The sequence below is a fragment of the Ruegeria sp. CDSA193 genome (assembly GCF_059611885.1).
This window is the reverse complement of sequence record NZ_JBXWPN010000005.1, coordinates 398969-418181: the sequence shown is the minus strand read 5'-3', so window position 1 is coordinate 418181 and position 19213 is coordinate 398969. Positions and strand designations below refer to the sequence as shown.

The 19213-nt window shown below is 55.8% G+C and carries 19 protein-coding genes and 1 tRNA gene; 10 read left to right on the top strand and 10 right to left on the bottom strand.

The window, feature by feature from the left end:
- The first annotated feature begins 521 nt into the window (after positions 1-521).
- The 4 genes from AC2FLG_RS12370 (at position 522) to AC2FLG_RS12355 (ending at position 4441) form a co-directional block, all read left to right on the top strand.
- Positions 522-1277, top strand: coding sequence for a 5-oxoprolinase subunit B family protein (locus AC2FLG_RS12370; protein WP_496691645.1), 756 nt, complete (start codon positions 522-524; stop codon positions 1275-1277).
- Complete coding sequence (locus tag AC2FLG_RS12365) at positions 1274-2272, top strand: 5-oxoprolinase subunit C family protein (RefSeq protein ID WP_496706402.1); 999 nt, start codon at positions 1274-1276, stop codon at positions 2270-2272. Before AC2FLG_RS12370 ends, AC2FLG_RS12365 begins: the two co-directional genes overlap by 4 nt.
- Positions 2273-2283: 11 nt before the next feature.
- A complete protein-coding gene (locus AC2FLG_RS12360) occupies positions 2284-3045 on the top strand; it encodes a LamB/YcsF family protein (protein WP_496706401.1) in 762 nt (253 codons plus the stop codon).
- 148 nt (positions 3046-3193) lie between these two features.
- Complete coding sequence (locus AC2FLG_RS12355; protein WP_142635923.1) at positions 3194-4441, top strand: hypothetical protein; 1248 nt, start codon at positions 3194-3196, stop codon at positions 4439-4441.
- 95 nt (positions 4442-4536) lie between these two features.
- On the opposite strand, the gene AC2FLG_RS12350 is transcribed toward AC2FLG_RS12355, so the two are convergent.
- Positions 4537-5910, bottom strand: a complete 1374-nt coding sequence (locus AC2FLG_RS12350; protein WP_142635921.1) for a D-alanyl-D-alanine carboxypeptidase family protein — start codon at positions 5908-5910, stop codon at positions 4537-4539.
- A 281-nt stretch (positions 5911-6191) separates the two neighbouring features.
- Complete coding sequence (locus AC2FLG_RS12345; RefSeq protein ID WP_271948113.1) at positions 6192-6893, bottom strand: HAD family hydrolase; 702 nt, start codon at positions 6891-6893, stop codon at positions 6192-6194.
- A gap of 93 nt (positions 6894-6986) precedes the next feature.
- On the opposite strand from AC2FLG_RS12345, the gene clpS reads away from it, so the two are divergent.
- The 4 genes from clpS to hemF are packed head-to-tail and all read left to right on the top strand — an operon-like array spanning position 6987 to position 10055.
- Positions 6987-7328 carry an ATP-dependent Clp protease adapter ClpS gene (gene clpS, locus AC2FLG_RS12340; RefSeq protein WP_142635917.1) on the top strand — a complete coding sequence of 114 codons (342 nt, stop codon included), beginning with the start codon at positions 6987-6989 and terminating at the stop codon, positions 7326-7328.
- A 31-nt stretch (positions 7329-7359) separates the two neighbouring features.
- Positions 7360-8325 (top strand): class I SAM-dependent methyltransferase, encoded by a 966-nt coding sequence (locus AC2FLG_RS12335; RefSeq protein WP_496700654.1) that lies wholly within the window; start codon positions 7360-7362, stop codon positions 8323-8325.
- A 37-nt stretch (positions 8326-8362) separates the two neighbouring features.
- The gene (locus AC2FLG_RS12330) at positions 8363-9166 is read left to right on the top strand and encodes an SDR family NAD(P)-dependent oxidoreductase (RefSeq protein ID WP_142635913.1); all 804 of its coding nucleotides are present in this window, start codon (positions 8363-8365) and stop codon (positions 9164-9166) included.
- 4 nt (positions 9167-9170) lie between these two features.
- Complete coding sequence (gene hemF / locus AC2FLG_RS12325) at positions 9171-10055, top strand: oxygen-dependent coproporphyrinogen oxidase (protein WP_496696131.1); 885 nt, start codon at positions 9171-9173, stop codon at positions 10053-10055.
- A 41-nt stretch (positions 10056-10096) separates the two neighbouring features.
- Here hemF and AC2FLG_RS12320 read toward each other — a convergent pair whose 3' ends face one another.
- The 4 genes from AC2FLG_RS12320 to modA form a co-directional block, all read right to left on the bottom strand.
- The gene (locus AC2FLG_RS12320) at positions 10097-10504 is read right to left on the bottom strand and encodes a hypothetical protein (protein ID WP_496691650.1); all 408 of its coding nucleotides are present in this window, start codon (positions 10502-10504) and stop codon (positions 10097-10099) included.
- Between the two features lie 72 nt (positions 10505-10576).
- Positions 10577-11677 (bottom strand): molybdenum ABC transporter ATP-binding protein, encoded by a 1101-nt coding sequence (modC, locus tag AC2FLG_RS12315; RefSeq protein ID WP_496706397.1) that lies wholly within the window; start codon positions 11675-11677, stop codon positions 10577-10579.
- Entirely contained in the window at positions 11674-12366 is a 693-nt protein-coding gene (gene modB / locus AC2FLG_RS12310) for a molybdate ABC transporter permease subunit (protein ID WP_142635905.1), read from the bottom strand. Before modB ends, modC begins: the two co-directional genes overlap by 4 nt.
- A 3-nt stretch (positions 12367-12369) precedes the next feature.
- A complete protein-coding gene (gene modA, locus AC2FLG_RS12305; protein WP_496706395.1) occupies positions 12370-13149 on the bottom strand; it encodes a molybdate ABC transporter substrate-binding protein in 780 nt (259 codons plus the stop codon).
- A 318-nt stretch (positions 13150-13467) separates the two neighbouring features.
- Here modA and AC2FLG_RS12300 point away from each other — a divergent pair.
- Positions 13468-13543 (top strand) — tRNA-Val (locus tag AC2FLG_RS12300).
- 378 nt (positions 13544-13921) lie between these two features.
- On the opposite strand, the gene AC2FLG_RS12295 is transcribed toward AC2FLG_RS12300, so the two are convergent.
- From AC2FLG_RS12295 to AC2FLG_RS12280, 4 genes are all read right to left on the bottom strand, one after another.
- The gene (locus tag AC2FLG_RS12295) at positions 13922-14083 is read right to left on the bottom strand and encodes a hypothetical protein (protein WP_496706394.1); all 162 of its coding nucleotides are present in this window, start codon (positions 14081-14083) and stop codon (positions 13922-13924) included.
- 50 nt (positions 14084-14133) lie between these two features.
- Positions 14134-15312 (bottom strand): carbohydrate porin, encoded by a 1179-nt coding sequence (locus AC2FLG_RS12290; protein WP_496706392.1) that lies wholly within the window; start codon positions 15310-15312, stop codon positions 14134-14136.
- Positions 15309-16013, bottom strand: coding sequence for a DUF3299 domain-containing protein (locus tag AC2FLG_RS12285; protein WP_496691656.1), 705 nt, complete (start codon positions 16011-16013; stop codon positions 15309-15311). Before AC2FLG_RS12285 ends, AC2FLG_RS12290 begins: the two co-directional genes overlap by 4 nt.
- Positions 16014-16099: 86 nt before the next feature.
- A complete protein-coding gene (locus AC2FLG_RS12280; protein WP_496706390.1) occupies positions 16100-17650 on the bottom strand; it encodes an amidohydrolase family protein in 1551 nt (516 codons plus the stop codon).
- Here AC2FLG_RS12280 and AC2FLG_RS12275 point away from each other — a divergent pair.
- Positions 17640-18659, top strand: coding sequence for an AraC family transcriptional regulator (locus AC2FLG_RS12275; RefSeq protein ID WP_496706388.1), 1020 nt, complete (start codon positions 17640-17642; stop codon positions 18657-18659). The genes AC2FLG_RS12280 and AC2FLG_RS12275 overlap by 11 nt on opposite strands.
- Positions 18660-19213 lie beyond the last annotated feature (554 nt).

Below are 19213 nucleotides of genomic sequence, written 5' to 3'. Positions count from 1 at the left end.
CTAAATCATTCCCTAAGATGCCCCCAGCCTCTCCTGAGCGTCTCCACCGTCTCTCCGATGCGTCCGGTCGTCTCTCCAACCCGTCCCACCGTCTCTCCAGTGTGTCCCAAGCGCCTCAGCAGCGCCGGTGAAGGGGGTTCTAAGCATTACAAACATACACCGCAAGCAGAAAATCACGCCCTGAGAAACTTTTTTGCACTTTCTTATTTTACTCAATAAATTCAGATAATTAAGGTGATAAATTCGACCGATGCACCCAGGAAAGCCCATTATCACGGCTAAGGTATCCACACTGCTTTCCGTACGAGCTATGCCCGATATCAACATATTGTTGAGCTCCCCACGTCTACTACAAGACTCGTGTGAGTCGCCGGGTATGAAACACACCCGCACCGAGTCGGAATTTGCCTGCACGCGGTCTGAAACAGGGATGCACCGGCAAATACTTTGCACCCTCTCTTGCGAAACGCTCTGGATTGCGTTCAGGTCACCTGACTAGTTACATACTGGCACGCAGCGAGATGACACGAACACACGCCGCCATCTTCCCACGCATATGCACCGTCGGCTTTGACGGCCTGCTGGTCTCTTTCGCCGAAACCATGGCCGAGCCATCGAACAGGGCAGCATTGGCGTTTCGAGCTGCGGTGGATTCTGAACGGTGGGAAGGTGTCATTGAAACCTCAGCGACGCTGGCGTCGACTTATATCCGATTTGAACCATCCCAGTTTGCCCACGCAAACCTTCGCGACCGGGTCGAGCAGCTGCTGCGGCGGCAGGATTGGTACAAAGCGCCCCTCCCCCAGGGGCGCAGGTTATGGAGTGTCCCCACGGTTTATGGCGGCGCGCTTGCCCCTCAATTAGATGAGGCAGCGGCTGCGGCCAGGCTGTCCCCCGATGAAGCCGTTCATCGATTGAGCGCCACAACCGTCCGCGTCCTGACGATCGGATTTGCTCCCGGTCAGCCATATCTTGGCCCGCTCGGCCCCGAGTTCAACATACCGCGCCTCAATAAGTTGACCCCGATGGTGCCCGAGGGCGCTTTGGTATTGGCGATTTCGCAATTTGTCCTTTTCTCGGGGCCCTCACCAACCGGGTGGCGACATATCGGCCAAACCGCTTTTCGCTGTTTTCGTCCTGAAGCACATAACAGCTTTGCCCTGAAACCCGGCGACGAAATGCAGTTCATGTCAGTCACGCGTGAGGAACTAGAGGCGATACGCGCCAATGACGTTGATGGATCAGGCGGCGCAACCTGTCAGGAGATCGCGGTTTGAGCCTGTCTGTCCTGCGCATAGGGCCTGCTTGTACAATACAGGATCAAGGCCGCCACGGGTATCTGGATCAAGGGCTTTCCCGATCTGGCGCAGCAGATTTACTGGCCCTGCACGAAGGCGCCGCATTGCTGGGACAAAGCCCAAAACTTGCCGCGCTTGAAATGGCCGGAATGGGCGGTGAATTTGAGGCCACTCATCCCATACAGATTGCACTGACGGGCGCGCCGATGCGGGCCAGTATTGATGGCACTGCCATTTCGTGGAATGCCTCTTACCGCCTTGAAACCGGACAGCGGGTGATGATCGGGGCCGCCACACGGGGAACCTATGGATATTTGCACCTGGGCGGCGGTATTGAGATGCAGGAGTTTCTGGGATCCCGCTCAACTCACCTTACTGCCAAAATCGGGCGCGCCCTACAGGCCGGAGACAGCTTATCCGCCGGGGCAGCGTCACAGCTGGCAGGACAGAAGTTGCGGGCTGAAGATCGGTTCTCGGGCGGTTCGCTGCGGGTTGTGGCCAGCTTTCAGACCGAGCTGTTCGACCGGCAAACGCTGGACCGCTTTTTGCGCACCACGTTCACACGCGGGGCCCGCGCAAATCGCATGGGAATGCAGCTGGAAAGCGACGGAGAGGGTTTCGCCGCGAAGGGGCAGCTGAACATATTGTCCGAGGTCATCACCCCCGGCGACATTCAGATGACCGGCACTGGAAATCCCTTCATTCTGCTGCCCGAGTGTCAGACAACCGGCGGATACCCCAGGATTGCAACCGTCCTTCCCTGTGACATGCCACAGGCAGCGCAGACCCCGGCAGGCGCGCAGCTTCAGTTCAGGCTGGTCGAATCGGACGAGGCCATTACCCTGCAGGCGGCCTTTGAAAAGGAACTCGCCAACCTGCCATCCAAGGTCGAGCCCCTGATCCGTGATCCTCATGACATTGCGGACCTGCTATCTTATCAACTGATCAGCGGAATGATCTATGCCAAAGACTAAGGAGAATGCCGATGCCCAGCGTCGATCTTAATGCCGATATGGGGGAAAGCTTTGGGCCTTGGAGCATGGGCGATGACGAAAGCCTGCTGCGGATTATCACCTCGGCCAACATAGCCTGCGGCTTTCACGCTGGCGATCCGGACGTCATGGCGCATACGATGAGTCTGGCGGCGGAAAACGGGGTCGGCATTGGCGCGCATCCGGGCTTTCCTGACCTGCAGGGCTTTGGCCGTCGCAATATGAAAATACCCCATGACAGCCTGCGCAACCTTGTTCGGTATCAGTTGGGATCAGCGATCGGCATGGCAACCGCTGTTGGAACGCAAGTCCGGCACCTGAAACTGCACGGAGCGCTGGCCAACATGTGCTCGGTCGATATCGATATGGCGCGGGCCTGTTATCAGGGCGCGCTGGACGTGAACCCGGACATCATCATAATGGTGCTGGCCGTCACCAAACAGGAAGAGGCCGTGCGGGATCTGGGCTGCAAGTGGGTCGGTGAGATCTTTGCCGACCGCGCCTATAACGACGATGGCACTCTGGTCGACCGGAGCCTGCCCGGCGCCGTCATCCACGACCCCGAAATCGCCGGGCCTCGGATGCTGGAAATGGTCCGCGAGGGGGCCATCATTACCGAAACCGGCAAAAGGCTTGAAACGGCGATCGACACGATCTGTCTGCATGGGGATGGACCAACCGCCGTTCAGATTGCGCATTCGGTCCGCGAAAACCTGATCGCGGGCGGGGTCGAGGTGACAAAGTTCCTGCGGTAATCCCGCGGGTGCAATGCGTCCGCACGTACTCAGACTGTTGCCGAGGCTGAATTCCCTCCCTAGCATGTCAGCAAGCATATGTTCTGAATACCACAATCCCGGCAACGAACCGCACCTGGTTTGCCTAGTCTGGGCAAGGAGTAACTTTATGTCTTTTGATTTAGCGTCTTACGAACCACGCGGCGACAAGAAGAATTCGGACTTCTTCAACGAGTATTTGCCAAAAATTTACGAACGCCGTGCCAGCTCTGGTGTCGCCCAGCAGGTTGGGTCCATGCGCGCTGTCGTGCTTCAGGTCGAAACTGACGTTCTTTTCGACACTCTGGTCGAGCTATATGTGATGTCGCCATACCGTCACACGGCCAGCTATCTTGGACGGACACATAAATACTCGGTCCTGCATTCACACCTGGACTACCCGGCGCTCATCGTGATGGCTCCGCTTAGCCCGACATTCGAAGACTTCATCCCGCGCATCAACCGCATGTACCCGTTGGCACGAAACACGCCGCAAACGCGCTATGTTGGCGAAGTGTTTGGCGCCACTGACCTGAACACGCTGACCAAAACGCTGGAGGATCAGAATATCCGGTTCGAATATTCCGGCGACACCGAGAACCCGTTTTACACGCTAAAGGGCCTTCGGTTCACCACCCCTTCTGATTTCACCTGCAACCGGGTCGGTTATTCAACGCTGGATTTCAACGATACCGACAGTTTGGGTCTGGGCGACAGGGTATTGCTCAGCAGCGCAGAACAAGCGCGACTGGATGAGGCTGCTGCCTTTGGTGCCGATAGCAATATCTCTTCACTGATGTTGGGCATCGACCATCTGGCGACACGCGTTCTGGCTGGTGAGCGCGAGGATGCGATCCTCGAATTTCTGACGATGGTGCCCTACTATTTCTGGGGGGCGTACAACATTTTCGACATGAATTCGTCGACCAATGTGAACCGCAATGCCGGTGTGGATGATGACAAGAAATCCCCGGCCAAGGTATTTACAGCCAATAATACGCCTTCGTTTGTAAACTCTTTTGCCAAACGGCCCATGCCAACCGAGGATTTCGTCCGCAATTTCGGACGTCGGCTGCATCACATGGCGATCGAGATTCTGGACGGCGATCACGGTGCGGGCGAAAAGAATGTGGATTTCGTTGTGAACACTCTGAAAGACCAAGGGGTGCCATTCCTGGCCCATGTGGTTGGAGAGTGCAAAGACGATCCGAACCTCAAGCAGATCTTCTCAAAACACTCGAAGAACACTCTGCTGATCACCGAGTATATCGAGCGCTGTCATAAGTATGATGGGTTCTTTACCAAAGATAACGTCGCGGCCCTGACTGCGGCCGCCGGTCAGGATGAGCAATATCAGCACGGCCACGTATTCGACTGACCTGATCCCTGCCGCCTACTACGGCACGCTCGCTCAGCAAAAAAAGGCCACGGAATTCCGTGGCCAGACCCATCCAGGAGAGTATATGTCGGGTCTTATGACGGCCCGATCATGAAACAGGTGACATTGCGGGCCTGAAGTCTGCGGCAGGCCAGATCGGCTTGCTCTCGGGTCATGCCCTGGAACGTCGCATCGAACCCGCGTGAGTTTTGATTGACCTTGCGCAGCGTGCCTTCCAATGTGGTCATTTCCGACAGGGCCGTTTTCAGTAGAACCTTTTCAGCCTCGTACCGGGTCGTATAGCGCCCCACATTCACGCCCCACAAATGACCGCCAGAGGTCGACAAGCGTGTGACGATTTCCTGCTCTGGCTCGGGCTGTTCTGCCGAGGCCAGCACCAGATCATCCGTGCGTACCGTCGGGCGCGTCGTTCCTTCGGTCGGCGTCTCTACACCTGCCGAGGCGATGGCTGCGGCGATACCGTCCTGAATCCGCGCGTCGTTCTTGGCTGCGGTTGCGGCGACGTTGTTCGCCACTAGAACGGTACTCCCCCGCTGGGGTCGAAGAACCGGTCGCAGGCTTCTGGTGGGCGCGCCGCTTACGCTGGCGACTTTCGCATTCAAACCTGCATTACCGGCATAGGCCGGCCGGGCTGGTTTGCGGATCGGCGCGCGCGACGGGGCGCGGCGGAAACCCATGTCCAACAGCTCGGCTACTTTGGCATTGCGCGATGCGCCGGATTTGCCACCAAAGACAGTCGCGATGATCCGTTCGTCCTTGCGCTTGGCCGAGGCAACCAGATTGAACCCAGCTGCACGGGTATAGCCCGTCTTGATCCCATCCGCACCGCGATAGGCCGCTAGCAGGCGACGGTTCGTATTGGGAACGGTTTTGATCCCCGCATTCGTGGATTGGCGCGAAAACAGGTTGTAATATTGCGGGTAATCATACAGCAGATGCCGCCCCAGCGTGGTCATGTCCCGTGCGGTCGACAGATGTCCGGCCTCGGTCAGACCATGTGCGTTCTTAAAGGTTGTACGGCTCATTCCCATCGCCTTGGCGGTACGTGTCATGCGGCGCGCAAAGGCGGCCTCGGACCCGCTGAGGGCAACACCAATGGCAGTGGCTGCGTCATTGGCCGACTTCACCGCCGCCGCACGGATCAAATAGCGGAAAGCAATCTTCTGCCCCGAACGCAAACCCAGCTTTGAAGGCGGTTCAGAGGAAGCCTTTTTGGTGATGGTCACCTGCGTATCGAGAGTGATTTCGCCGTTCCGAACCGCTTCAAATGCGATGTACAGTGTCATCATTTTGGTTAACGAGGCCGGATGGAGGCGTGTATCGGCGTTTCGGGAATGCAGCACTTCGCCCGTTCGCGCGTCGATCACCATCGCCGCATATGGGGCAGCAATGCCCTGCGCCGGAGCGAAGGAAAACAACAACAGGAATGCTGCAAGGAATACGCCCATAGGGGCCGGAACTGTCCGCCGTACCTGCACGATTTTTGCCTCTGTCTACCTCAGGCCGCCGGGTTTTCCCGGTCAGCTACTATTTATTTTATTACCCATCAGCGTAGCACAGCACCCCCGCGAAAGAAACCGAAAGCTCATATCTTTAACGCTTTCAGCGTATGTCAAAGACCCACTAGATGTGGCGGTGCAAACGGCGGTGCACCGCTAAACCTGCCATTTCGTCAAGACTGTGTCGTCGACCGGCCCCTATTTTCGGAAACTGCGACCAAATGGCAACATCAACTCAAAGAGCGAACAAGCGCCGTCAATCCACCAAGATCGGGCAATTCGTGGTATCTGGAACTGTCGGCCGGCACGTCGGCCTGTTCGATCTCCCAGACCAGCCCATGCGGCACGTATACGCCCCAGCATCCGGCCTGAATCGGAGCAACCACATCGGACCGCATCGAATTTCCGACCATCATAGCCGCAGCGGGCCCCTCGCCATGCTGCGCGAAGATCTGGCGATAGATTTCCGGGGTCTTTTCAGACACGATCTCGACCCCGTCGAAAAGATCGCCCAAACCGGATTGCGCAAGTTTGCGTTCCTGGTCTATCAGATCACCCTTGGTGATCAGGATTACGCGGTGGGTGTCGGCAGCGCTTTCGATGGCCTGCCGGGCATAGGGCAACAGCTCGATCGGATGGGCCAACATCTCTTGCCCCGCTTCGATCAGTTGGCGAATGACCGCTGCAGGAACACGGTCTTCGGTCACTTCGATCGCCGTTTCGATCATGGAGAGAGTGAAGCCTTTGATTCCATACCCATAATGCCGGATATTGCGTTTTTCGGCAGCCAGCAATCGGTCCATCAGGTGATCCGATTCGGCATGATCTGATAGCAGGTCGACAAAATGTGCCTGCGTCAGCTGAAAGAACCGTTCGTTGTGCCACAGCGTGTCATCGGCATCGAACCCGATTGTGGTTAGTTTTTCGCCCATTTGGATAACGTCCTGCTGGCTCTTTTATCTGACGCATTGGACGTTATATAAGCGCACAGATAAACCGAAGCCTGAATCGGACGTTTGCGCCTAATGTTTGAGAACCAATGGATGATGTCTGACAAACCGGACGACGATGCAGATTCGTCGATCCTGGTACAGACGCGCCCCAAGACCAAACGCCCGCCGCTGTACAAAGTGCTGCTTTTGAATGACGACTACACCCCGATGGAGTTTGTCGTTCACGTATTGGAACGTTTTTTTGGCATGACCCACGCAGAGGCGTTCGAGATCATGCTAACCGTCCACAAGAAGGGCGTCGCCGTTGTTGGTGTCTTCAGTCATGAGATTGCCGAAACCAAGGTCGGGCAAGTCATGGATTTTGCTCGCCGCCATCAACACCCCCTGCAGTGCACTATGGAACGCGAAGAGTAAGGCGACGCCTGACCTCTTTTCGGAATTGCCAATGTCCCCTCGCCTAGACCTTGCCTTGCAAAGCGGCCTTGAAATCGCGCAACCCCTGTCCGTGATTGGGCCAACGCCCGAGGAAGACCTCTCTGGGCTGGCCTCAGAGACGCAAGTGGTTCAGCCCTTCAAGCCGTTTCACGACCATTTTGCAGACCATGGGTTCACGGCCACGCCCGAGGCTGATGACCCGTGCCAGGATGCAATCGTGTTCCTGCCCCGCGCCAAGGCCTTGGCCCGCAGCCTTGTGCATCAGGCCTGCCAGCGCGCGGACGGGTTGGTTGTGATTGATGGCGCCAAGACAAATGGCGTCGACAGCCTGTTGAAGGATATTCGCAAACGCGTAACCGTGCAGGGGCCCATCGCAAAAGCACATGGCAAGATCTTTTGGTTCCAGTCCGACGTAAACGCGTTCGAGGACTGGGCCGCACCCGCCACCCAATCCGCCGACGGATTTCAGACAGCGCCCGGAGTATTTTCTGCAGACGGGGTCGACCCGGCCTCAGTAATACTGCTTGCCGCCCTGCCTGAAAAACTGGGCGGTCGGGTCGCCGATCTGGGGGCTGGCTGGGGATACCTATCCACAGGGCTAATGGGTGCAAAGGGGCTGCAGGAATTGCATCTGGTCGAGGCCGATCACATCGCCCTGCAATGTGCTCGTGCAAATGTAAAAGACGACCGTGCGCAGTTCCATTGGGCCGACGCGGTCACATGGCGCGCGCCTGAGCCGCTGGATACGGTCATTATGAACCCGCCGTTTCACACATCGCGCAGTGCTGATCCCACGTTGGGTCAGGGATTCATCAAATCTGCTGCGCGCAGTCTGACACGGGGCGGTTCCCTTTGGATGGTCGCCAATCGGCACCTGCCCTATGAAATCACGCTGAACGAGGCCTTTGCGCAGGTGAAGGAAGTAACCGGGGACAATCGTTTCAAGGTCTTCCACGCCTCTCGCCCTCGGCGGTGAACCCCGCTAACCTGCACCGCATATCAGGAGAATACGCATGTCCTTTTCCATAGCCGGCAAGACCGCGATCGTCACAGGTGGTGCAAATGGTGTCGGATTGGCCATCGGACGTCACTTCGCGGATGCCGGGGCCAATGTCATGTTCGCCGACATGGATGAAAAACGACTGGCCAATGAACTGGGCGAGCAGGCAGATGACAGCAACATCCGTTTCTTCGCCGGGGATCTGCGTGAAAAGCTGACGATTGCGAACCTGCTTTCGGCCACGATTGACGCTTTCGAACAGGTCGACATCCTGATAAATGGCTCGCGCCAGGTTATCCCGTCTGATCCATTGGACATGGAAGACGACTCGGTCCGCACCTTGTTGAACCAGAACCTGATGCCTGCCTTGCGACTGAGCCAACTTGTTGCCAAACGGATGATCAAGCAATCCGGTGATGATGAAAACGAAAACCCTGCGGGATCCATCATCAATTTATCTTCGATTGCTGCCCGTCGCACCCATCCCGATCTGATGGCCTATTCGGTGTCTACAGCAGCGCTTGATCAGTTGACCCGATCCCTGGCCGTTGCCCTTGCCCCAAACCGCATCCGCGTGAACTCGATCGCGCTGGGATCGGTGATGAGCGCTTCGCTGCAATCCACGCTCAAGGAAAATCGCACATTTCGGGATGATATCGAAAAGCACACACCCCTTTCCCGGATTGCCGCGCCAAACGAACTGGCCGAAACCGCACAGTACCTTGCCTCGGACGCCGCAGGTTTCATCACTGGACAAATCCTAACCATTGACGGTGGGCGCACTTTGCTGGACCCCGTCGCAGCCCCGGCCCATTAGACAGATGTTCGATACTGAAAAAGCCACCGCCGCAGCCTGGTTTCGTGACTTGCGCAATGAAATCGTAAACGCTTTTGAGCAGCTTGAGGATTCCCACGACACCGGACCTTTTTCCGATGCTCAACCCGGTCGTTTCGAAGTCAAAGAGACCAAACGGCATTCCGATGACGGGGCGGACGCCGGTGGCGGTTTGATGTCCGTGATGCGCGGCGGCCGCGTGTTCGAGAAAGTCGGCGTCAATGTCTCGACAGTATTCGGCCAGCTCGGGGAACGGGCGCAACAGGCAATGGCTGCCCGAAAAGGCATTCCCGGAATGACCGAGGACCCGCGGTTCTGGGCCTCGGGTATCAGCTTGGTTGCCCATATGCAGAACCCGCACGCTCCTGCTGTTCACATGAATACGCGCATGTTCTGGACACCTCACGCCTGGTGGTTCGGCGGCGGATCAGACCTGAATCCCTGTATCGAATATGACGAAGACACTGCCCATTTCCACGCAACCCAGAAGGCCCATCTGGATCCCCACGGACCGGGCCACTATCCGCGTTTGAAAGAGTGGGCCGACGAGTATTTCTTTATCCCGCACCGCAAGCGCGCCCGCGGTGTCGGCGGTATCTTTCTGGATGACTATTGCACCGGAGACTGGTCATCGGACTTTGCCCTGACACAGGATATCGGGCGGGCCTTCTTGCCAGCCTTTCTGCCTTTGGTCGAAAAGCGCAGGCAACAGAGCTTTGACACCGCCGATAAGGATACCCAACTGATTCATCGCGGGCTCTATGCCGAATACAACCTTGTCTATGACCGCGGAACCAAATTCGGGCTAGAGACCGGGCACGACCCGGACGCAGTGCTTATGAGCCTGCCGCCCTTGGCCAAATGGGTCTAACGCCTGACCTGCCCCCTGCGGTGCTTTTTACTTCCGGGGTTTCAGAACCCGAAATCCATGAAATTGTCAGAGCAATAGCGCTGCGCCGATGCCGCTGACATGTTCTCGCCAACGCGTTTGACAGTAACCGAATAGCCCGGCGTCGTATCAACCCCTTCGGGCGCAGTCAGCGAGAATTGCACCGTCCGTGTCTGTTTGTCATAGGCCCGGGTTATGTAAATACGCTGGTTCGATTTGGTTCTAAGCGTGCGTATCGCAAAATCCCCGATCCCGCACCAATAGGCCACTGGCGCAGAGCTGCCGCTGGTTGCGACCTCGTAAACGCCATTGTCACGTGGTGTCACTGTCGTTCGGAATGCGGGGTTTATACCGACCCCGAACCCAACAGCCTGGGCCATGGCAGGCACCATCATCAGCGTTAGAATACATGTTGATACAAAGTATTTCATGGTGCTCGACCCCGGACAAAATGGTTTCCTTGGGAAATCATAGAACAGATGCGCTTTCCGTAAAGCGCCGTTTCAATTCTCAAAGTGCAGCCGCCCACCAACATCCTGCGGTGCCAGCGCCACGGTTTTGATCACCGCAAAGCAAGGTTTGCCCGCAGCAAGCCCAAGGGCTTCTACCGAACGTCGGGTGATCCGAGCCAGAATAGTCCCTGCAGGTGTAATGACAGAGACGATCGCACCGGGGCCTTCCCCCGCTCGGATCGTATCAACCTTGCCCTCCAGTACATTCAGCGCTGACAAGCCCTCGGGCCGCTTACTGGCAAGGATCACCTCTTGTGCGGGGATGCGAATACGCAGGCTTTCACCGACCTTATGGGGAATACGCGGCAGAAATAGGCGCGCCTCTTCGGCTGCCAACTCGGTCAACCCGTCTGCTTGGTGAGCTGATACCTGCACCTGAAGCACCGCACCAACGGCTCTGACACCGAGCGGGGCCACAGAAGGATCAGCCATCACTTCGGAAGCCGGGCCTTGCCGAACCACCTTGCCGTCCTGCAGGGCAACGACAGAAGTTGCCAGCCGCGCAACTTCGGCTGCCGAGTGGGTCACATAAAGGATCGGCACCGAAATCTCATCCCGAAGCCGTTCGAAATAGGGCAGTATCTCGGCCTTCCGTGCATCATCCAATGCGGCCAGAGGCTCATCCGCGAGGATCAGACGCGGGCTGGCCAATAAGGCGCGGCCTATGGCGACACGCTGCTTCTCGCCACCTGACAGGCTCAGTGGACGACGGTCCAGAAGATGCCCGATCCCCAACATCTCAATTACCTTATCGGGGTCTTCGCGCGGCACGCTTTTGGGCGCAAACCAGCGCCCATAGGACAGGTTCTGGCGCACTGTCAGATGCGGGAACAGCCGGCCTTCCTGAAAAATATACCCCAAGCGGCGTTTATGCGGAGGCAGCCAAAGGCGCTTTTCCGTATCGAACAACGTCCACCCGTCCACGGATACGCGACCAGCTTTGGGCTCCAGCAATCCCGCAACAGCGTTAACGATTGTCGTCTTACCGGCGCCGGACCTTCCATACAGAACCGTCACCCCGGCAGGCGCATCAAATTTGGCATCCAACTGAATACCTGGCAGATCATGTTGCAGATTGACGGAAAGGCTCATGTCCCCGACACCCTTGCCGCGGCGCGACGACCGACAAACTCTGACAACAGCAGAGCCCCCATCGCGATGATGACCGATATCACCACTAGCCGCATCGCCGCCGCCTCACCACCCGGAACCTGCAGAAACGCATAAACGGCCGATGGCAACGTCTGTGTCTGTCCAGGTATGTTCGAAACAAAGGTGATCGTCGCGCCGAACTCACCCATGGCTTTTGCAAAGGCAAGGATGGTCCCGGCGATCACCCCCGGCAGAATCATCGGCAAAGTTACGGTGACAAAAACCCAAAGACGCGAGGCACCCAGCGTGGCTCCGGCCTGTTCGAGCTTAGGGTCGACGGCTTCGATCGAAAGGCGAATAGCACGGACCATCAGCGGAAACGCCATGATCCCAGCGGCCAGCGCCGCGCCGGTCCAGCGAAACGCAAAAACAATTCCAAGCCCTGCCAGAGGTCCACCAATCGGGCCCTGAATACCAAAGGTCAATAGCAGCAGATATCCCGTAACAACCGGCGGCAGGATCAATGGCAAATGCACCAACCCATTCAGCACTTGTCGCCCGGGAAAGCGCCAGCGCGCCAGCGCATAGGCAACGAATACACCAAAGGGCAAAGTAACCAGCGTTGCCCAGAAAGAGACACGCAGCGACAATTTCAGCGCCTCAAGTTCTTCCGGTCCCAGCCAACCCATCGGCTAGTCGCCCGGCAGGGCAAATCCCTGCTCTGCAAAGACTGTCATCGCTGCGCCCGTCTGTAAGTAGCTTAGAAATGCATATGCCTCGGCTGAGGCTTGCGTTGTTACAGCGGCCGGGTAGACAATTTCCGGGTGAAGATTTGCAGGGAAAGAGGCCACCACCCGCACCCGATCCTCGGCCTGCGCATCCGATCGGTAGACAACACCCAAGGGGGCAGCCCCCGCGGCAACCAAAGCCAGAGCCGCGCGTACATTGTCGGTCTGCGCCACCTGCTGCTGAACACTATCCCAAAGACCTAGGTTTTGCAGCGCCGCTTTGCCGTAAATTCCCGCAGGCACGGCATCGACCAGGGCCATCGCAAGATGCCCACCTGACAAAGCGGCTGAGATGTCCGTCTGCGGGGAAAGCCCCTCAATTTCAACGGCCGTCGGCCCACCGATCAGGACAAGCCCATTTCCCAAAAGGTTAACCCGCGATCCAGCATCAATCAGCCCATTCTCCTGAAGGACATCCATCCAGTCACTGTTGGCTGAAATATACACATCCGCCGGGGCGCCCTGTTGAATTTGACGTGCCAGTATAGAAGACGCCGCATACGATATGACAACCTCCTGACCACTTTGCCGTTCAAAACTCGGCACAAGTGAATCGAGAGCATTTTTCAGACTGGCAGCAGCAAAAACCAAAACATCGTCGGCCTCTGCACGCTGCGGAGTCGATATCAAACTACCCAAAACAATAGCAGCAACCAGAAAATGGCTTGCGGATGACAGGGTCATATTGTTCCCGTCTCGTAGGTTAAGGTTCCATCAGGGGATATCTGAGGCGGCGGGGGGCGCGCAAGCATCGATAGGACGCATCGTGAATAAGAACCTTTGAAACGGGCAATCCATAGCCGCAACAACACCCAAGATATTTTGAAGGTGCCTGGTCCGAAACGACTGGTTCAGATTTCGTGATCCCTCAGAAAGTCTGATAAATCGGAGCCCGGTTGGCTGTGATATCACCCCAGATTCCCGCCTTGTCTAAATTCAGTGAAAGAAATTGTGCCGGACCCTCTTGCGCCCGCGCGCCGGCTTGGCTAAATGCAGCCTCACGGGTGATTAGCTCAGTTGGTAGAGCGCTTCGTTTACACCGAAGATGTCGGGAGTTCGAGTCTCTCATCACCCACCATCCATTCCCCACAATGTATCAAGGTCTTACGCGACTAGCACCTCTTGCTGTGCTGCGCATGAAACTGTGTCCGCTGCGCCTCCGCTGCACTTAAACGGAGGTGAAGTCTCCAACACAGGAGATAGGAGCTCTGGCAACAATCGTAAAACGACCTAGCGGGAAGTGGCAAGCGATTGTGCGGAAGGACGGGCAATCCCGATCTAAGTCTATTCATAAGCGTGCTGATGCGACGAAGTGGGCTAGTGAAACGGAGATGAGCACCGACAGGGGATTGCTAACCCCAACCCTCAGTGTGGGCGTATCCGAGATGACACTTGGTGAAGTGCTGCGAAAGTCCCGAGCCCGCGCGAAGTAGGTATGAAGCTGGTAGTAGTCGGTTCAACGAGTGCCGTAGGGGCTAGCCAACATGCCGAGGACGATTATGTCTTGCACGAAATGCTTCGCCTCTTCTGACGCATCCCAAGTCTTGCTTTCCTCGCTGGCGTGTAGCGCGCCACCAAAAGTGGTCGCTATGGCGCATGCGGCCAACAGGGTCTTCATGACAGAACGTCCCTAACTGTTTTGATCTTAGCTGCTACTTTCGATCCACCTCAGAAAACGATCCGGGTTCTTAGACCGAACAGCGTAATGCTATCCTGAGCGGGATTCAGCAGCGGGTCAGAAATGAACTGCAGTGATGGCGTGATCTGCAGTCCGGGTGCGATTGAAAAACGGTAGAATGCTTCGAGTGTGAACTGATCGCCATCTATGCCTCTTGCCTCGGCCCAGTTCAGGCCCAACCCGGCCAAATCGGTATTGCGACCGTAGTAGCCAATACCCGCAGAAACGGACCGATCATAGAGTGCTGCTGCCCCTTTTGAGGCCCCTGCCCGGAAGAACGGCATCCACTTATTGTCAATAAACCATGCTGCTGAGAACGCGGCACCGTAATCTTCTGGACGGCTACCATCGTCAGCCGCATCCGCATGCCAGAGGGTCAGATGGATATTGTCGAAGTAAATGCGATCAAAATCAGAGGTGTAACCAAGTTCGAGTGATTTGAAGAGATTGCCGTCGCTAAACACATCAAAGTTTGGATCAGACGGGTCGGCGTTTGCGTCTGAGACGCTCGCAACGGCGTAAAGGTTCTCGCTTAGCTTTACCCCACCGGCAATGCCAAGGCCTTGATTGGGCGTGTTAATTGTCGGATTGGTATTGAAAGACAGGTTTTGGAAACCACTGTAGGGGCTTACCAACCCATAGATATCCACAAAGTCCGTTACATCAATCTGGCCGACTTGCAGCGTCCACGAACCGTTCTCGGCCCTTTGGGTCCAGAACAGGTTGGTCAATAGCAAACCATTATCGTTGAAGGCTGTTCCCGTGATCGAAAGGGCTCCGCCATCTAGCCCAAGAAACTGTGGGGCAACATCGGTATAGCTGTGCCGGTCTTCGATCTTGAATGTCAGAGACCCCCGTTCAGTCGCCTGCCAACTGCCATAGAACCGCGCAATTCCGCTGGCAGCTTCGCCCTCCCCCAGATCCGCGTTCGTGGTTTGACCCAATGCCAAGTAATCAATGTTGAACCGAAACCCATTCTCCGCCAGTCTGTCTTTCCACTGAAACCAACCCGGTGCGGTATTGCGCGGAAAATCGGAACGATATTGTGGATCGGTCAGTCCATCTCCGGGCTCAAGATCAGCTTCGACCGAAGAGGGCCCGGACAGACCTTGAGCCGACGCCGCGCCGGCTGAGACAATACTCAGTACGACAACGAGAAGTCTTATCATTCAGACGCCTTTGCCCCGCCGGTCTTGCGATTGCCCGCCGCTCGGATACGATCAGCGGCACGCTGCTTCCATTCCAGCCTGTCTGCTTCGGTTTCCAGAGTTTCGACACGTTCCGTCTCCAACTGGAATGTCGCACTCATAGGCATGAGGCCGTCCACAACCATCATATTCTGAACAGTGGGATCGATAGTCAGCGTGCCCGTCAGCCGAACGGGTTCGTGGAAATAGCTGGGCGTCCAGTCGCCATTCAACCGCACGCGAATCATTTGATTGGGTTGGGGCGGGGGCATGTGGCTACACATTCCTCGTTCTGGCACTAGATACGCCACAGATCGCCCGTCTGGATCGCTCGGGCCCGGGATGGCAAAGCCCGCGATTGTTATTGTTTGACCGTCGAATTGCGGATTTCCGTTTGTTCCTGCCTTTCTTCGCCGTTCTTTCACAAGCTCTCTTTGATCGAGCAGCCAATCGACATCAACGCCAACTCCCGCCAAGGCATCCTCGGTCTCGGTCAGAAGCTCCTGCCATTTCAATCTTTCTTCCGCGCTGCCAGTGTCTTGCTGCAGCCTGCCACGCATCCGCACAACGAATAGGACGTCGTCGAACTGTTCGGGGCTGAGGTCCCGATAGGGATCCTCAAAGACCTGAACAGATGGGTCCGGGAGGTCTGCCCAGTCCAGCACTGCTCCTGGCGTTGCCATGGCAGAATGACCGTAACAGACCAAACCCGCGAGCAAGACGGAACGAAACCAAAGGAACATGAATACTCTCCGGTCGAGTTTTGGGGTCAATTCAGTGTATTTTTGTATATCACACCGTCCTTCATGATCAGCCGGATCGTTTCAGGGCTTTCCGGCCTCGGATCGGCACCAAACCACTGGTCACCCGTGCCAACGACCGAGAAGTCTTCTAGTGGGTTACCATCGATCAGCAGGATGTCTGCATAGGCGCCTTCCTCGATCACACCCAGTTTTCCTGCGGTATAAGGGTTCATAAAGTCTCCTGATAGAGCGACTGCCTCGCCACCCGTCGATGTCAACGTGACCATGGACGTATAGGGGCCGAAGAAATCATTGTTTAAGTGTTTTTCGTAGGCAATCTGGATATTGCACGCCTCTACCGAACCAACACAGTCTGTCTGGAAACCCCGCTTCACCGGGCATTCTTTCATATTGTCGATATAGCCTGCAAATGTGGCCGAGGCAGACTTTGCCTTGGCAAGGCTCGCCGGAACATTCGCCACAGCCGGAATGTCGAGAAGGCCGGGGTCAAATGCCGTTAGGTTTGTTGTAATGTACGCACCCTTCTCGTTCATGACTTCGGCAATTTCGCAGTCAAAAGAAAAACCATGTTCGATTGACATAACACCTGCGTCGAGCGCACTCAGGATAGCTTCCTTACGATAGGAATGCGCCATGACATAGCTGCCATATTCATTCGCGACCTGCACGGCGGCTCTGATTTCTTCGGGCGACCCGGCCAGCAATTGCCAAGGGTCGAATGCCGACACGACACCACCGGATTGCATGAATTTCAATTGCGTCGCGCCCATACGAAAGTTGTTACGTGCGAATTTATAGACGTCATCAACACCACTGACCTCCTGAGCCATGTTCAGCCGACCCATGTTTGTCTCCGAACCAGGTGGTGCTGTGAAATTCGCGAAGTCAGCGTGACCACCGCGTGTTCCGATAAACGCCCCAGATGGATAGTAACGAGGGCCCTCGATTTGCCCCGAGTCAATCGCCCTACGTAGTCCGCCATTAGCGCCACCAGCATCCCGGACAGTGGTGAAACCCTGCATCAAATACATCTCAGCCATCCGCGCACCGTGTATGGCAAAGTCCTCCCAGGTCGTGTTGGCCTCCATCGCAGGCAAGGTCGGCCCCATCAACATGAGGTGCGCGTGCAGTTCAATAAACCCGGGTGTCAGTGTCCGCCCCTCTCCGTCGATGACCGTAGCATTGGGGGCATCGATCGCATCGGTTGATACGGACTTAATCAGGTTGCCCTCGACCAATACGCTGGCATTCTCGATACGTTGTTCATTCACGCCATCGAAGATGTGCACGTTGGTAAACAACGTTTGGGGTTCTTCTTGATCTTGAGCCTGCGCGGACGCTGAAAAAGAAAGACCTGCAGCGACAATTACCGTCGAGCAAAGCGACATTCGTAGACCGGACATAAGTACTCCCTTCATATTCATGTTTTGCCAACTGTAGTCCGGAAAACTTTTCCTCGGTTGCCACTTTTGAATTAGCATGTTCGAATGTGTTCGTAAAAATGGCCACTGAATACAAATACTAATCATCACAAGGGTGACGAGCTTGCCTTTCAACTCAACCTCTCAAGAGCATAGCGAAGGCTTTATTCGCCTCTCCTTAGCCGCTCCGTTTTTGCAGTATCTCACCGAACGCAAGATCAATCCGCAACCAGCATTGGACCAGGTCGGATTGAAAGCCGAACTGTTGTCTGACCCATCCGTCTTCGTTCACTCAGAGCTGGTCTACGGTTTGGTGAATGCCTTCTCAGAAGTATCAGGGGATCGATACCTAGGACTGAATGTAGGGGAGGCGTTTGACCTACAAGGATGGCCGCCTTTCGCTCAAGCTTTGCAATCTACAAAAACGCTATTCGAGTTTTTTACTAGCTTTGTTGGGCTCGTACCGCAGGAGTCCAATTCTGTGCGGCACAGTCTCGTCATCGAAGCAGACAAAGCGACTTACCGTATCGAGAGGCAACAGGAACCAACTGTCCCACCCATTCAGGTGACCGGTTTTGGTGCCGCAATCTATGTACGCCTATTGCAGACCGTCGTCGGAGATTCTTGGGATTCTTCGCGTGTGCGATGGGAAAGCAGATACATCAATGGTCTGCCTATCGACTACAAAGGGATTGAGGTTGGCCTTGGGAGTGATCCCGGAATGCAAATTAGTTTTCCTGTGGATTGGTTGTTTTTGCACCATGTCTCTGAGGGCTCTGCCAAGCCCATAGTCTCACCTCAACAAGAGGAAGAAGTAACCGTGGTGGCAGCTTTGCGCTCTGTCTTACGCGACAAACTGGATGAAACCGATTTGGGGCCAGAGATGGTGGCTGGAATGCTGGGAATACAACCGGAACGGTTTCTGAAAGCGCTTCAGCGACAAGGCACAACGCTACCCCGTGAAATCAAACGGCTGCGTGTCGATGTCGCCAAAGAGCACCTCAAAGAAGACCAGATGACAATCGCAGAGATTGGTCTGATGCTCGGCTATTCCGACAAGTCCCATTTCACTCGCTTTTTCCGAGGTCAAACCGGAATGACACCGACCAAGTTCCGCCTCGGTGTATTGTTACGTTGCGAATAGTTAGATTGCTTTTCCACTACACACTAAGTGGGGGCCGACAAGGATTTGCAACACACTTTTTGGAGCCCCTATCTAAGGATCACAGAGGGACAATTGCCACCATAGCCCCTGCGGCTGTGCATGCAGCGCTGCGCCACCGCTGCACCAACTCTTTGTTTCAGTTCGATCAGCGACAGACCTGATCTAAGAAAGATGTCATATGATCTTGATACGTCCAGAAGATTGTCCAACCTTCAAGCCACTGACAACACTAGATATCTCTCCAAGGTAGTGCTGATTGCGGCAGGGGAAAAACAGCACCTTGTTGCACGTGCGGATTAGGATAGAGCGCTTCGTTTACATCGAAGATGCCGGGAGTTCGAGTCTCTCATCACCCACCATTTCCCGCTAGTTTCTAATATCCTTGCTGTGGACAAATCGACACTGAATGCCCAGTGTTTTGGATGTTTGTATGCTCTGTTTTACGAAACCGATGCTGTTGTAAGTCGGCCCTTGGGAAAGCGAATTCAGGCTGGATTTTGGCAGTTACATCTTCATTTCCTCTGGCTCTGAGA